The sequence below is a fragment of the Streptomyces platensis genome (assembly GCF_008704855.1).
GTDB lineage: Bacteria > Actinomycetota > Actinomycetes > Streptomycetales > Streptomycetaceae > Streptomyces > Streptomyces platensis.
This window is the reverse complement of record NZ_CP023691.1, coordinates 7,026,329-7,040,122: the sequence shown is the minus strand read 5'-3', so window position 1 is coordinate 7,040,122 and position 13,794 is coordinate 7,026,329. Positions and strand designations below refer to the sequence as shown.

General features: G+C 69.9%; 11 protein-coding genes. 7 read left to right on the top strand and 4 right to left on the bottom strand.

Going from position 1 to position 13,794, the window contains the following annotated elements:
* Positions 1–52: 52 nt before the first annotated feature.
* Positions 53–781, bottom strand: coding sequence for a hypothetical protein (locus tag CP981_RS31045; protein WP_085928147.1), 729 nt, complete (start codon positions 779–781; stop codon positions 53–55).
* A gap of 424 nt (positions 782–1,205) precedes the next feature.
* On the opposite strand from CP981_RS31045, the gene CP981_RS31040 reads away from it, so the two are divergent.
* The 3 genes from CP981_RS31040 (at position 1,206) to CP981_RS37920 (ending at position 2,074) form a co-directional block, all read left to right on the top strand.
* Complete coding sequence (locus tag CP981_RS31040) at positions 1,206–1,616, top strand: hypothetical protein (protein WP_085928146.1); 411 nt, start codon at positions 1,206–1,208, stop codon at positions 1,614–1,616.
* Positions 1,613–1,747 (top strand): hypothetical protein, encoded by a 135-nt coding sequence (locus CP981_RS39280; RefSeq protein WP_280117043.1) that lies wholly within the window; start codon positions 1,613–1,615, stop codon positions 1,745–1,747. The genes CP981_RS31040 and CP981_RS39280 overlap by 4 nt, the downstream gene beginning before the upstream one ends.
* A 186-nt stretch (positions 1,748–1,933) precedes the next feature.
* Complete coding sequence (locus CP981_RS37920) at positions 1,934–2,074, top strand: hypothetical protein (protein ID WP_158092701.1); 141 nt, start codon at positions 1,934–1,936, stop codon at positions 2,072–2,074.
* A gap of 164 nt (positions 2,075–2,238) precedes the next feature.
* Here CP981_RS37920 and CP981_RS31035 read toward each other — a convergent pair whose 3' ends face one another.
* The 3 genes from CP981_RS31035 to CP981_RS31025 all read right to left on the bottom strand — a co-directional run bounded on the left by CP981_RS31035 (position 2,239) and on the right by CP981_RS31025 (position 3,658).
* The gene (locus CP981_RS31035) at positions 2,239–2,676 is read right to left on the bottom strand and encodes a DUF2267 domain-containing protein (RefSeq protein ID WP_085928145.1); all 438 of its coding nucleotides are present in this window, start codon (positions 2,674–2,676) and stop codon (positions 2,239–2,241) included.
* 57 nt (positions 2,677–2,733) lie between these two features.
* On the bottom strand, positions 2,734–3,129 hold the full coding sequence (locus CP981_RS31030; RefSeq protein WP_085928144.1) for a DUF2267 domain-containing protein: 396 nt from the start codon (positions 3,127–3,129) through the stop codon (positions 2,734–2,736).
* A gap of 97 nt (positions 3,130–3,226) precedes the next feature.
* Positions 3,227–3,658: an Hsp20/alpha crystallin family protein gene (locus CP981_RS31025; protein WP_085928143.1), complete on the bottom strand. Its 432-nt coding sequence runs from the start codon at positions 3,656–3,658 to the stop codon at positions 3,227–3,229.
* A gap of 128 nt (positions 3,659–3,786) precedes the next feature.
* Between CP981_RS31025 and CP981_RS31020 the strand changes: the two genes are divergently transcribed.
* The 4 genes from CP981_RS31020 (at position 3,787) to CP981_RS38910 (ending at position 13,733) form a co-directional block, all read left to right on the top strand.
* Positions 3,787–4,419: a type III effector protein gene (locus tag CP981_RS31020; protein ID WP_085928142.1), complete on the top strand. Its 633-nt coding sequence runs from the start codon at positions 3,787–3,789 to the stop codon at positions 4,417–4,419.
* Positions 4,420–5,239: 820 nt separating this feature from the next.
* Entirely contained in the window at positions 5,240–7,825 is a 2,586-nt protein-coding gene (locus CP981_RS38915) for a DUF6603 domain-containing protein (protein WP_150522378.1), read from the top strand.
* A gap of 84 nt (positions 7,826–7,909) precedes the next feature.
* The gene (locus tag CP981_RS38235) at positions 7,910–10,177 is read left to right on the top strand and encodes a hypothetical protein (RefSeq protein WP_208853004.1); all 2,268 of its coding nucleotides are present in this window, start codon (positions 7,910–7,912) and stop codon (positions 10,175–10,177) included.
* Between the two features lie 73 nt (positions 10,178–10,250).
* Positions 10,251–13,733, top strand: a complete 3,483-nt coding sequence (locus CP981_RS38910) for a hypothetical protein (RefSeq protein ID WP_244329862.1) — start codon at positions 10,251–10,253, stop codon at positions 13,731–13,733.
* Positions 13,734–13,794 lie beyond the last annotated feature (61 nt).

Here is a 13,794-nt window from a genome sequence, read left to right as displayed (position 1 = left end):
CGAATTCGGGCAGGAAGTGGGTAGTTGGCGACTCTGGCAGTACAGTGGCCGCTCAGTCGTTCCGCAACCGGATCCGGGCGGCGAGCTGAGAGCGCAACACCAGGTCATCCATGGTGTCCATGAGGCAGAGCTCGGACAGCGACAAGTGCACCGCGATGCTGCTCTGGTGGGTGGCGACGATGTCGCGGAGCTGCCGGTAGGAGTCGCCGGTGACATCGTCGGTGAGCTGCAGATAGCCGGCCAGGAGTGGACGATGGTCCGCGTGGGTCCGTAGGCGCAACTGCGCGAGCGCGGTCGCGGATTCCACGTCGGCCGCCTGTACCGGAAGGTAGATCCTTCCGGTATTGAATCGTCCGATCCATGGCCCGCGGACCCTCACTGCGATGCGTTGGGTCAGTTGAGCGGGGACTTCCGCGCCCTTTTCGAGTCCTCCGACGAGGGTGGCGTGCATGCGGTCGGCCCGCAGGGCAAGTCCCGGCCACCAAACCAGTGATGCTACGTCGCTACGGCGGAGATCGTCGACGAAGGCGGTGACGCCGGGATCGGCAGCCAACCGCCGGCTGTCGATCGGGATCACCGCTGAGCGGATCGGCGGCCAGTACTCAGCCGCGCCGATTTCGGGCCCGAGAGGCGCTCTGGCCCGGTTGTTGAGAAGTGGCAGTTGGCGCTCCCGATAGCGCGGGTCCAAGGTCAGTGCCTCGTTGGCCGCCCAGTCGTACGCGGCGGCTTGTCGGGACAGCTCCGCGAGGGGATCCAGCAGGGGCGTGATTGCTTCTCTCATCGACGGCCTCCGTGATCCGTAGTCAACCATCCCACCCGGAACGCCCCCTCCGTATAGCCGGATTGTCCCCGCGGGCGGCCTGAAGGCAGTGGGCCCCGGCGCCGGTGCGCCCTTCGCTTGTCTGCCCTTCACCCCGCACCCGGACGACTGGTTCGCGGAGTACGTCGAGCCCGCCGTACACGCCATGCTCGAACGCCCCCGTGTCTCCCCATTCCCCATCGCCTGGGTCACCACTGATTACGCCTTCGGGAAGGACGCGCGCCCTCTCCCGATTCGCGGGGATCGCAGACGTCAATCTAGTATCGCCCCTGCTCAGGCCATGTGACTACTGTCGTACCGAGCTGCCTGGCCCGGCACTCTCTGAAGTCGTGGCAGGTCGACACAAGCAGGGGTGCAGAGCTCAGCCGCCCCAAGGATGGACCCGATGAGTGGATACCTGGTCCCCGACCGTTTCGAAGTCCTCGCCTTCAACGGCGCCCAGCAGGCCGACACCGTCCTGCGCTGGGAGGGCGAGAACCACGATTTCACCGTGATCGCCGACGGCCCTTGGGGGCATGCCACCGGCAGAGCAGATGACTGCTTCGAGGCGCTCACCCGCATCCGCGAGCAGATCGAACCCCAGGGGTGGCTCCTGGGCGTCAACGGCTCGCGTCGCGACACCTGGCCCTCCGGGATGTGCCGTGGGCACGGGGGTTTCCTCGTCTACCGCCTCAGGCCCGGCCTTCGCCCCACCGGCGCCGATCGCATCCAGACATTCCAACCCGCACCCCACGAGACGCTGGCCACTGTCGCCGAGCAGATCGCCTTCGAAGAGCAGTGGAGCCAGTCGCTGTGACCACCCCGACCAACCCTGCCCCCGCCGTTCCCCCGGTCACCCAGGCTCTGCGCGCCCAGGCCGCACAGCAGCGCGGCGGCTACGTGTACGCGATCGACCCGTACTTCGACCGCGGCGAGGCCAGGATTTAAGGGTCAACGCCCATCGCCTGCTCCCAGCACTGTCGGCCACTGCCCGTGGAGCACGCGGATCGCAGCGCCCCTTTGTGCTGCCTGGTCGGTACCTCCGGCGTCGAACGCCTCCAGCAGTTCGCACAGACAGGCGGCGGACCGACTTCGTCACGGGCGTGCTTTCCGCCGAGTCGCAGCGGCGCGCGAGTGTCGCCGTTCGACGATCTCCAAGCCGCGAGCACCCTGGTCGTCGGCACCCTGGTGGCCAGCCGCGCCGAACTCACCGGGCCGACCGGCGGCCGGATCAGCGACGTCAACTGCGGCCAGGCGGCGAGGAGATGGGTATGACCGCTCAGGTTTCCGGTATGACCATCGAGCGGTACCCAGGCTCGAATAGGTGGTTACCGGCCCTCCAGGTCGTCGGCCGCCCGCTCGGTGGCCTCCTCCTCGGGGGCGCAGGGCGGGCGCGGCACAGTGATTGTCGCGCCCGCCCCGCGTAAGTACGTCGCCGTCTACGCGGCTGGTATGAGTTCGGCCCGGCCGAACAGCAGGGCGTAGCCGGTGGGGAGTTGTTGGAGGATGCGGGTGGTCAGGTCGGGGCCGGCGTAGGCGGCGACGGCGGAGAAGACGGAGCCGGTGTCCCAGCGGGTGGTGGCCAGGGAGGCGTCGCTGCGGGCGGCGAGGTCCTTGACGAAGGCCCAGCCGGTCAGCGGCTGGGGCGCGGGAATCTGCGCGGTCAGCACGCGGGCTGCTTGCGGGGGTAGGCAGCCGGCCAGTTCGACGCGTTCGTCGCCGGTCAGCTGGCGGCCCAGTCCGGCAAGAACCAGGCGGACGGCTTCGTCGGCTCTCTCACGGGTGGGGTAGGCGCCCTCATAGCGGACCTTCTCCAGCATCTGCTTGTATGCCGTCCCATACGGCTGCTGGGGCGGTGCGTGCCGGTCGGAGCTCACGGGGGTGGTTGCCCTTTCTTGCTGTGGCCGGTGCGCGGGCACCGGCGTGCGGGATGGTCAGGTGGGCTGGGGGCGGCCGAAGAGCAGGTCGTAGCCAGCGGGGAGCTGGAGCAGGATCTGGCCCAGCAGGTCCTCTCCGGCGGCGTCGGCGACGGTGGACAGCACGGCGCTGACGTCCCAGGAGGCGGTCTGCTCGGTGGCGCCCTCGATCCACGCCGCGGTTGCGCGGACGAACCGCTCCGGGGACAGCGGCTCGGCACTGGTCAGCGGGTTGAGCAGAATCAGGGCGTACGTCTCCGGCAGGCGCGCCGCCAGCTGGGCGCGGACGCCGCCGACCAGGTGCGCTCCGAGGAGGGCGAGCACCACACGGGCCGCGCGCTCGGCTTCCTCCAGAGTGTCGTACTCGCCGCGTTCCTTCACGTGGCCGAGGAACGCTTCGCGTCGCAGAGTCATCGCAGCCGCCACCCCTCCTTCTTCGGACTGCCCAGGGGTGCGGAGGGCGGGGTGAGGTGAGATCAGGTGCCCGCCCTGCGCACCCGTCCGGCCGGTGTCAGCCGGAGATCTCCTTGTGGCCGGATCCGACGCCGATGGAGATCTTGCGGGGCTTGGCGCGCTCGGCGATCGGGATGCGCAGGGTGAGCACGCCTGCGTCGCAGTCGGCCTGGATGTGCTCGGTGTCGAGGGTGTCGGCGAGCACGATCTGGCGAGAGAAGATGCCCAGCGGCCGCTCGGACAGCTCCATCTGCACGTCGTCGGCCTTCGTCACCGGCCGCCGCTCGGCCTTGACGGTGAGCATGTTCCGCTCGACGTCGATGTCGATCGCGTCCGCAGGGACGCCCGGAAGGTCGAAGGCCACCACATACTCGTCGCCCTCGCGGTAAGCGTCCATCGGCATCGCCGACGGCTTCGACCAGGTACCAGGGCCCACCAGCTGCTGCGCCAGCCGGTCCAGCTCACGGAAGGGGTCAGTGCGCATCAACATCGTGAAAACACCTCCAGCGGGTTCAGGCAGTTGCTGCCAATGCGCTTCACTGACACCGTTGTAACATGTCATCCAATGGATGACAAACACGATGTCGTCTACATGATGACAACGAGAGGGAGGTGCCCGTGACCGCAGCCGACCAGCCGTCCACGACCAGCACGAATACCCACAGCCCGGCGTCGTTCCTGGCCGCCGCGGCGGCCCTGCACGCCATAGACGACGCCCTCCGCGACGCTCGGCGAGAGACCCCGGACACCCCGGATGCGCCCGGCCACGGTCCGGAGCAGGCGCTGGCCTCCCTGCTGCTGCTGCGGCAGGTGCGCGAGCAGCTCGCCGGATGGGAGACCGGCCTGATCGAAACCGCCCGCGACGCGGGAGCGAGCTGGGCCGACCTCGCCCACCCCCTCGGCGTCGCCAGCCGCCAGGCCGCCGAACGCCGCTACCTGCGCGGCCGCCCCGGCCCCGCCGGAACCACCGGCGAACAACGCGTCCGGGCCACCCGCGAACGCCGTGCCACCGAACGCACCACCGCCACGTGGGCCCGCCACAACGCAGCCGACCTGCGCCGCGTCGCCGGTCAGATCACCGCCCTCACCGACCTGCCCCCCACGGCTCGCCTCCCCCTCAGCCAGCTCCATGCGGCCCTTGCCCACGACGACCCCGCCGAACTCATCCGCCCCCTCCACGACACCCGCCCCCACCTGACCGCCACCCACCCCGACCTCGCTGCACAAATCGACACCCTCACGCGCCCCTGAACCCACCCGTTCCGGCCCTCTGCTCCGTTCGGTGCTCGGGCCCCGGGGCGTGGGGGCACGCCAGGTCAACACTGACTGCCAGAACCTCAGGGCGAGGTCGATGCCTTAACGGCCGGTTCCGATGAGCCGGCAGGAGTGCCCCGCGTGGCCGAGGACCCTATCGCCCACAACGAGCTCGATGCGCCAACCCTCCGTGTCGAGGCGGTCGAAGATCGCGTCAACACGGCGGGTATAGGCAGGTCGGCAACTTCGCGGCCGTGACGCTGACTGACATACGCCTGCGCGCTCTCAGGGCCGGCCGGTCCCCTGCGCCGTACGGCTACATCAGGACAACGAGGGAGCTGCGGCTGCCGTGGAGGGTGGCGACGAACTCGACGTCTGTCGCGGACAGCGGTGCTCGGCCATCAGAACGCCGGTGAACACCGTGGGCCTTCCCTCGGCGCACCCCGGACCGGTGCGGACGGTGACAGCTACACCGGCTGTTCGTGTATCCGGCGCCGGCCGGCGGCCGTCGATGTCCTCTCGGTGTCGGCGGCCGACGCGCCATCGGCCGTCGCGGCCGGTGTGCGCGGCGTCCGCGACGGGCGCATGCGCCCCGGACGTCCGCCTCCTGCTGCGGTCGAAGTGGTGGGTGTTGACCGCGAGTCCGTTGGCGGAAATCACCTGCTCACCCACCGTCCCGACCAGGCATTGCTGTACGGTCCGTCACTGATCGGGTGCGTTCCGTAACGGGCCTGTGTGGGGTATCGATGGCTGCTTCAAGTGAGGCGAGTAGCTGGTCTGTTCTTTCCTTCTGCTGCGGTTCGGAGGCTGGGGCTCTGTGTCAGTACGTGTGGGTGACATCCGGGAAATCCTTGAGCAGGCGGCACCGGGGGGAGCGGTCGAGATCCCCGTATCCGTACTGGATGGCCACGTGCCCGATGTGGGCCTGGTCTTCCGTGGCGGCCGGATGCGGGTCGAGGGCGCGGTGTGTGATCTGACGGAGTTGCGGATCACCGGGCAGGCCGCGACGACCGCTTCTGCGTCTCCGGTGCCGGTGCGCATTGCCTTCACGGGCGATGGTGATCGGGTGACCGATACGGTGGCCGCCGCCGATCTCGGTGCGGGGCGCCGGCTGCTGCTGGTCGATGGCGCTGCGGCAGATGCGGAACTGCCGCCCGGGGCCTGGGTGGTGGTGGACGGTCGGGCCATGCGGCTGACCGTACGGGGCCGTGCGGCACATACCGATCCGGGCCGGCTGGACGGCCTGGGCCGCCCCCTGCCCCCGGCGCGCGTCCGGACTGCCGCCGAACGTGCACAGGAGCGCAGGCCGCAGGCGCTGGTCACCGAGCGCGGCATCTTCGTACCCCGGCCGACGGCGTACCGGCAGCAAGGGGTGCGGGTACTTGAGTCGCCGATGGTGCGTGGTTGGCAGCCGGTCGAAACCCCCATTGGCGGCGGCGGCATCAGCGTGGAGTACGAGAAGTCGCCGGTGCGGGTCGCGGGGGCGTTTACTGCGATGCCGATCCTGGCGGAGGACGGGCCTTTCAAGGATTACGAGGCAGCGTTCGGCGGGGCGCTGCTCTTTGACACCGGGAAATTCAACGGGTCTCTGATGGGCGCGTACCTCGAGCCCCGCACCAGCAGTGTTCGGCCGTCGTTGTTCGCCTACGGTTCGCTGGGCAGCAGTGTCACTCCGCCCCCCTTTGTCGTGCGGGGCGTCGCCCTCGGCGGCGGCTGGAACAGCCGGGTGCGGGTGCCGAGGGCGGAAGACCTGGGCGCCTTCCCGTTCCTCATGGCCCTGGACAACCCCGGTGCGATCGGAGCGGACGGCCCCTCGGTCGATCCCCTGAAGGTGCTGACCAGTCTGATCGGCCCGCCCAGACCGTGGGTGATTCCGCAGGAGGGCGACCTGTGGTTCGCCGCCGGTCTGGCCTTTGACTGCTTCAAGACAGTGCGCGGGCGCGCGATGGCTCTGGTGCAGACGGGATCGGAACTGACGATCAGCCTGCTCGGGGCGGGCGGCGCACAGCTGCCGACGCAGAGTGAGAAGAAGATCGCCCGGCTGGAGATCGGCTTCGAGGTGACGGTCAAGCCGGTTGTCGGGGAACTGAGCATCAGCGCCGGCTTCACCGAGAAGACCTTCCTCATCGACGAGAACTGCAAATTGCGCGGCGGCGTCGGGCTGAAGTTCTGGTTCGGCGAGCATCCCCAGGCGGGGGACTTCGCTCTGATCCTCGGGGCCCTCCCGCGGGCCCGCGAACTGCCGGGCCACTACCCGAAGTCGGAACCCGCCGGTCTGGAGTGGGGGATCGGCAACACGATCAAAATCAGCGGCACTGCCTATGCCGCTATGACGCCCAAGTCGCTGATGGCCGGCGGGAGTCTGGAAATCGTCTTTCAGGCCGGGATGGTGCGAGCCTGGCTCACTGCCAAGCTGGATGTCCTGGTGGAGTGGAACCCCTTCTACTTCGATGTGGGCATCGGGGTGCGGATCGGGGTCTCCGCCACCATCAAGGTGTGGTTCTTCCGGCTCACGATCTCCATCGAGATCGGGGCCAGTGTGCGGGTCTGGGGCCCGGCAGTGGGCGGCGAGGCCACCGTCCACCTGTGGTTCATCTCCTTCACCTTCGGGTTCGGCGCTGAGCGCCGCAGCGAGAAGCCTGCCTTGGGCTGGGGCGGCTTCCAGGGCATGCTGCCGCAGCCCAAGCACATCATCCGTACCGTCCCTGGTCCCGGGTACGCCGGCGAGAGCACCCCTGATGCTGCCGCCGACAGTGACGCCAAGCCGTGGCTGGTCAACAGCGGCGGCTTCACCTTCACCACCGACACCCAGGCCCCCGTCAGCACGCTGTACCTGGATCGCGACAGCACCACACCGGTCGACACCGGCACGGCAGTGGACATTCTGCCCATGCACGTGCAGGGCAAGGAGAGCGAACTGCGCGTGTGGTTCGACCGCGAGGGCCGTGACGAAACCCTGAGGCACTGGAAGCACACGCCGATCCGCGGAAACGTCGTCAACGCTCTGTGGGGCACGAGCCCGGACGGCGGTGGTGGTGACGGGCTGCTCCGTGAACGGATCATCGGAGTCCAACTCGTGTCGCCGCCGGTGAACTACGGGACCTCCACCGGGTTCATCGACGAGAAGGGGATCTCTTTCGATCCGATCGCGCCGGACGGCCGCCAGCCGCTGTCCGCGGACGAAGACTCCGTCGGCGCCGAACCGCGGCGGCCCGGCGGGGTGATCGAGAAGATCCACGACGGTATCGACGCGGCCGGCACCCGCAGCAACCGTTCCGCTCTCGTCGGCGCACTGGGACGTCTCGGTGTGGAACTCGGCCCGGTCGATACCGACTTGAGCGGTTATGCGGGTGCTGCGGGCACCGCCTTCACTGCGAGCCCGATGCTCGTTGCCGCCGGCTGATTCCCCCTGGTCCGTGAACGACTACGGGCCGAGCCTGCTCATCCCCTGCCGGCGTTCGTAGCTCCCTTGTCGAAAGGCACGCTCGTGACCACCACACCCGCCTCGGGGCCCCGGCCTTTCACCGTGCCCACGGCCAAACACCGCACCCGGTTCTTCGACTACCGCATTCCCTCGCTGTACGCCGGCCGCTACGAAATCCACGACCGGCAGATCCTCAAGGACGTCGACGGCGGCGACCGTGTCATTGACGCCACACCGCAGCCGTTCGACGTCATCGAGCCGCGGTTCAGCATCGACCCGGGCGGGATCAACGCCCGCTTCCCGGCGCCTGATGCCGTCGGCACCTACAGCCAGACCCTTCCGCACATCAACCTCGACGCCCCCGGCCTGCCCTGGAACCGGCCGCTCGGCCCGGAATATCCGAAACCTGCACCTCCGGAGCCCGGGGATCCACACCCCGAACCTCCCAAAGCGGTGCCGTGGATGGCCCTGCTGCTGTTCCGGGAGGACGAGCTGCCCGAGGACCCCGACGCGGTCGGCTCGGTCACCGCCGGCACGGTCCGCGAGCTCCTCTGCTCGCGACTGGGCCCCGGGCGTCCACCCGCCCTGCCGTCGGAGAGCCTGCGGGAGGAGGAGTACGAGGAGCGTTGTGCGACGGTTCTGGTCCCCGCCGACCTGTTCGACAAGGTCAAGCCCCTGCCCGTGGAGATGGGCTACTTCGCCCACGTCCGCGAGGGCGGTCGGCCTGATGCCACGGTGGCCGGGTCCGACCCGGCGCCGGACGAGAAGCAGCTCAACGGCGTCGTGATCGCCAACCGCTTCCCCGCCGCCGCGGGCGGCCGGCATGTGGTCCACCTCGTCTCCCTGGAAGGCTTCGACCAGAACCTGACCGCCCCCGCCCCCGCCGAGGGCGTGCGCCTGGTCTCGCTCACCTCCTGGACGTTCACCACCGAGCCTGACTCCGGTATCGGCTTCGGTGACCTGGCCCAGCACCTGGCCACCACCGACGGTGTCACCCCGCGCGACACCGAAGAACTGCGGCTGCGCCTGCCGGTCACCGCCCCGGCCGACCCGTCCGCCCCTCAGCGCGAGGCCCTCGACCGCATGGCGGGCGGCGCCGTCGCCCTGCCGCAGCGCCTGGAGACGGGCGAGCGCACCATCGCATTCCACCGCGGACCGCTCACCGCCCGGCCCGCCCGCGAGCTGCCCCCACCCGGCCCCGATGCCGTCCGGCTGGAATCGTCCGGCGAGGCGTTGATCTACCTGGAGAAGTACGGCGTCTTCGACACCGCCTACGGTGGCGCCTTCACCGCCGGGCGCCTGCTGGCCCTGTCCGACGCCGAGTTCCGCGCCGGTCTGCTTGAGTTCCGGTCCGCCGCCCGTTCCGCGGTGCGCCGTCTGGCTTCCCACCCCCAGCCGGCCGGCACCGTGGTCACGGCCCGGCAGCTCACCGCACCGCTGGCCTTCGAAGCCTTCGACCACCTGCTCCTCGACGAGGACGCCACCCGCTTCACCCGCGCCGTGGACCGGGCCGGCCCACAGCTGCGTGCCGGCCTGCGCCGTACTGCCAGCACCAGCGCCCGGCCGCCATGCACCGCGGCCGACCTGCGGGCCCTGGTAGGTCAGCCGGGCATCGCCAACCTCCTCGCCCAGGCCGCCGGCGACCGGTTGAGTACCGTGACCGGCTGGCTGGACCGGCTGCGACGCCTGGAAATGCTGGGCTTCGAGCACCTGGTACCGGACAGCCGGATGCTCCCGGAGGAGTCCATCCGCTTCGCCTACGTAGACCCCGAGTGGGTCCGCGCCGCCGTGGACGGTGCCCTCAGCGTCGGCGTCGGCCACGCCCTGGACGCCGACCTCAACAACCTGGCCACCAGCGGCGGACCGGTACCGGCCTGCGCCGTACTGATCCGCTCCGCCCTGGTACCCCAGTGGCCCCAGGCCGTCATCACCGCCTATCGGGGCGCCGGCGTCGTCGAACCGCTGCGCAGCGCCGTCTACGGCACCGACATCCGGCTGCTGCTCTACCCGCAGGTGATCGACCGGTTCGAACTGTGCGAGCCGCCGCGCGGCATCTGCTTCGGCATCGGCGATGTCGGCACGATCGAACTGCGCGAGATCAGCGGTGACCGCATCGGCTACCCCAAGGGCGAGTTCCCGCAGCCGGCCGGCTTCAGCCGCTTTCTGCGCCCCGGCGATGCGGACGTCCTCAACGCGTACGGCGACGGGGACGCACTGGTCCCCGCCCTGGCCGACGCGCACGGCGTCGAGGTCGAAGAGTTCTCCTCCGCGTACTTCGCCCTGCAGATGATCAACGCCCCGCAGGCACAGACCTTCTCCTACCGGCCCTGACCGGCACCCGCCACACCCACCCCCACACCGCAGCCACGCCGCGCCGCGCCGTTCATGAAAGGACCGACGGCCCATGTCCGTGGACAACACCCTGGTCGTGCCGGTCGAGGTGGCCGCCCTCGCCGTCAACCGGCAGACCCGCGACACCGGAAGCCATCACGTCATCCAGCGCTGGAACACCAACTTCAAAGGCATCGGGCAGGGCGTGGAGCCGGAGCCGAGGCCCTTTGACCACCTTGAGACGTGGACCGGCCGCGATGACCGCCTCGGCGTCTATCTCCAGTGGGAACTGCCCGCCGCGCTCACCCGCGGCCGGCACGACGACGAGGAAGGCGTCGGTGGCTTTCCCCTCGTCCCCAACCGCTGGCTGGTCGTCCGTCACGCGCACCTCGCCCGCACACTCAAAGCCTGGATCGTCGAAAGCGACTACCTGCACGAGAAGGACGGCACCGTGTCCTTCCAGGATCCGCACAGCGACGAGCCGAAGGCGACCCTCATCGGCAAGTGCCACGAGCTGTCCGGACCCTGGCGGAATCCCGACCACCCGCGGACACCGTTCCTGACCGCGATCGGGCCCGGCCTGCTCACCTTCTCCGTCTTCCAGCCCTACAACACCAACGTCTTCTCCCTGCACGACACCCTGGACGACCTCGCCGCCGAGCAGGAACAGCTGAGCTACTTCGTCGCCGGCTGGTACTCCGACCCGGCGAGCGACATCCTCGCCGGCCCCGAGGGGCTCCCCGAGCACCTCGCCCCACTCCTGCGGCGGCTGGAATGGACCCAGCCCGTCGGCTCCGGCAGCCGGATCCGCACCTCCGTCTACACCGGCACCGTCCTCGGCCTGGACTGGAACCTGACCGGCCCGGTCCCCGACTCCCCCTGCCCCCGCCGCGAGGACGTCACCGTGATGGTCGCCAACACCATGGCCGAGGCCGCCGCCGAACTCGGAACCCAGGCCGACGGCGAAGGGGCCTTCTCCGCAGCCGAAGCCGACCTCTTCCGCGCCTTCCTGCTCGGCGGCGTCGAGGGACTGGAAGAACGCGACCGTCCCGAAGCGGACATCCTCACCGACCGCCGCGCCCACGACACCGCCTTCGGCCCGGTCCCCGGAGGCTACCGCTGGTTCATCGGCGAACGCGGCGACGACCCCGGCCACATCCCCGCACCCGACGTCGCCGCCGCCCGCCGCTCCGCCCGCGTCGCCGAGGCCGACACCGTTGCCGAACTCAACCGCAGGCAGGCCGAACACGACGCCACCGAAGCCGAATTCGACGCCGCCCGCGAACGCCTCTACCACCTGTGGTGGCTCAGCCACCGCGAAGACCAGTCCGAGGAGTTCCGCGAACGCGTCCCCGGAACAGACGAAGGTGAACTCGACCTCAACAATCCCGACGGTGCGGCCGGCCAGGTCATCGCCCTCGCCCAGCGCCTGGCCGAGCAGCGCCGCGCCCTGCCCTGGGGCAAGACCGAAGCGGAGCTGGCCGCCAGTATCGATGCCCACTACTCCCCCTACGGCTCACGCGCCGACCGGCGGCTGATCCGCGTACCCGCCCAGGACTACGAATACTCCGCAGACCCCGTGCTCGCCCTGCAAGGCGCTCATCTGCACGCCCCGCTCACCCGCGACACCCCGCTGCCCTGCCGCACCCCCGACCGGCTGGTCACCCGCGCATCCGGCATCACCACCAGCGACGTCTCCGACCTCGTCGCCCAGGTGAACCTCAGCCACCTGCCCCCCTGCTTCCACACGCTGCTGACCGAATTCCTCATCCTCGACCGCGCCCTGGCCACCACCGGCCACATCCGCGACGTCACCGGCACGCTGCCCGAGTACGGCACCGACGCTTGGGAGATGCCCTGGCAGCCGCTGTATCTGATGTGGAAGGCCGAGTACTTTCCCCTGCCGTTCCGCGACGGCACCACCGCACACTGGGAGTTCATCGAGCGCTCCCGCTACCAGTGGCAGGGCACCGGCACCCCCGGCACACCACTGACGATCTCCGGACGGCAGATCCTCACCCCCGCCGCCGGACACGCTCTCGACGGCGCCCTCACCGCCTATGCCCGCGTGCGCGACCAGCTCCCGGCCGACAGCATCCAGCACCTGCACGCCAAGGTGCGCAGCACCGACCTGCTCTCACAGACCCTCGACGGCTTCGGCGCCGCCATCGCCCAACGCCGGCCCGACTCCGGTCTGCAACCCGCCGGCCCCCTCGCCGACCTCGTCGGCAACGGCAACTACCCCCCGCCGGACCCCGGCGGCCTCCCCTCCAGCGACTGGGATCCATGGCCCGAATCGACCTTCCAGGAACTGCGCGCCGGACAACTCGCCTTCCACGCACTGTCCGTCGTCGACCGCTTCGGCCGCGCCGTCAACCTCATCGGCGAGGCCGGCCACTTCCGGCCCGAAATGCCCCGCACCATGCGGCCCGCCCACCCCGTCAGCGGCCACGACAGCGAACGCCTCGTCGAACTCTCCCCCCGCCTCCTCCAGCCGGCCCGGCTCAACTTCTCCTTCCTCTCCGCCACCGACGACGACATCGACCTCATCCCCGGCGCCAACCCGGTCTGCGCCTGGCTGCTGCACAACCGCCTCGACCGCTCCCTCGTCGTCCACGCCCCCGACGGCACCTCGCTCGGCGAACTACGCGTCACCCTCACCACCGACGACCAGCGCACAGTCTCCTGGAGCGCACTGCCCGGCTCTGAGCTCCCTGACTTCGACCAGCTGGAAGGCTTCTCCCCGCACACCTACCGTCTGCTCAGCGCCGTCAAGTCCCGTGGCCCGCAGACCTTCGACGCCTTCCGCGCCACCGTCGACCGGGCCCTGCACACCATCGACCCCGACGGACCGGCCGACCCCGGACTCGGCTTCCTCCTCGGACGGCCCCTCGCCCTGGTCCGCACCCGCCTCACCCTGCAACTGCACGGCCCCCTGCGCACCGACGTCAGCTGGCAGAACCTCTTCGACCCACCCGAGCCGGGGCTACCCCGATACCCCTGGACGATCCGCCTCGGCGAAGCCCAGCAGACCGACGACGGCCTGGTCGGTTACGTCCTCGCCGGCGACTACGACCACTTCGAAACCGCCATCGACCCCGTCGCAGGCAGCGACGGCTACCTGCGACCGATCGGCGACAAACCCAGCCTGGAACTGGACTTCGGCGACCACAACACCACCGTCGCCACCGTCCTGTGCGACCCACGCGCCGCAGTCCACGCCACGACCGACATCCTCGCCACCAAACGCGTCTACGTCCCCCAGGAATTCACCGACCAAGCCATCGCCCGCATGACCGTGAACTTCCGCACCGGCCCCCTCCTGGCCGGCACCACCGAACTACTGGGCGCCCAGGACCAGGTCCGGGAGACCGTGCTCATGCCCGCACCGACCGGCATCACCGGCACCTGGACCTGGACCGAGAAGCGCGGCACCACCTGGGAGAACCTGCCCATCCTCACCCAGGATCCGCACGATCTGCCCCTCGCCGGATCCGAAATCCGCTCCGGCTACCTCACCCTCGGCAACGCCGCCGCCCCTACCGCCGAGAGCTGACCCCACCGCCGGACCCCATGCCGCGCCGGCAGCCGACCCCGGCGCGGCACACCCCCCTCGA

Excerpts from the sequence above, each read along its gene's own strand:
- CP981_RS31045 (WP_085928147.1), bottom strand. The coding sequence starts at position 781 with ATGAGAGAAGCAATCACGCCCCTGCTGGATCCCCTCGCGGAGCTGTCC.
- CP981_RS31040 (WP_085928146.1), top strand. The coding sequence starts at position 1,206 with ATGAGTGGATACCTGGTCCCCGACCGTTTCGAAGTCCTCGCCTTCAAC.
- CP981_RS31030 (WP_085928144.1), bottom strand. The coding sequence starts at position 3,129 with ATGACTCTGCGACGCGAAGCGTTCCTCGGCCACGTGAAGGAACGCGGC.
- CP981_RS31025 (WP_085928143.1), bottom strand. The coding sequence starts at position 3,658 with ATGTTGATGCGCACTGACCCCTTCCGTGAGCTGGACCGGCTGGCGCAG.
- CP981_RS38910 (WP_244329862.1), top strand. The coding sequence starts at position 10,251 with ATGTCCGTGGACAACACCCTGGTCGTGCCGGTCGAGGTGGCCGCCCTC.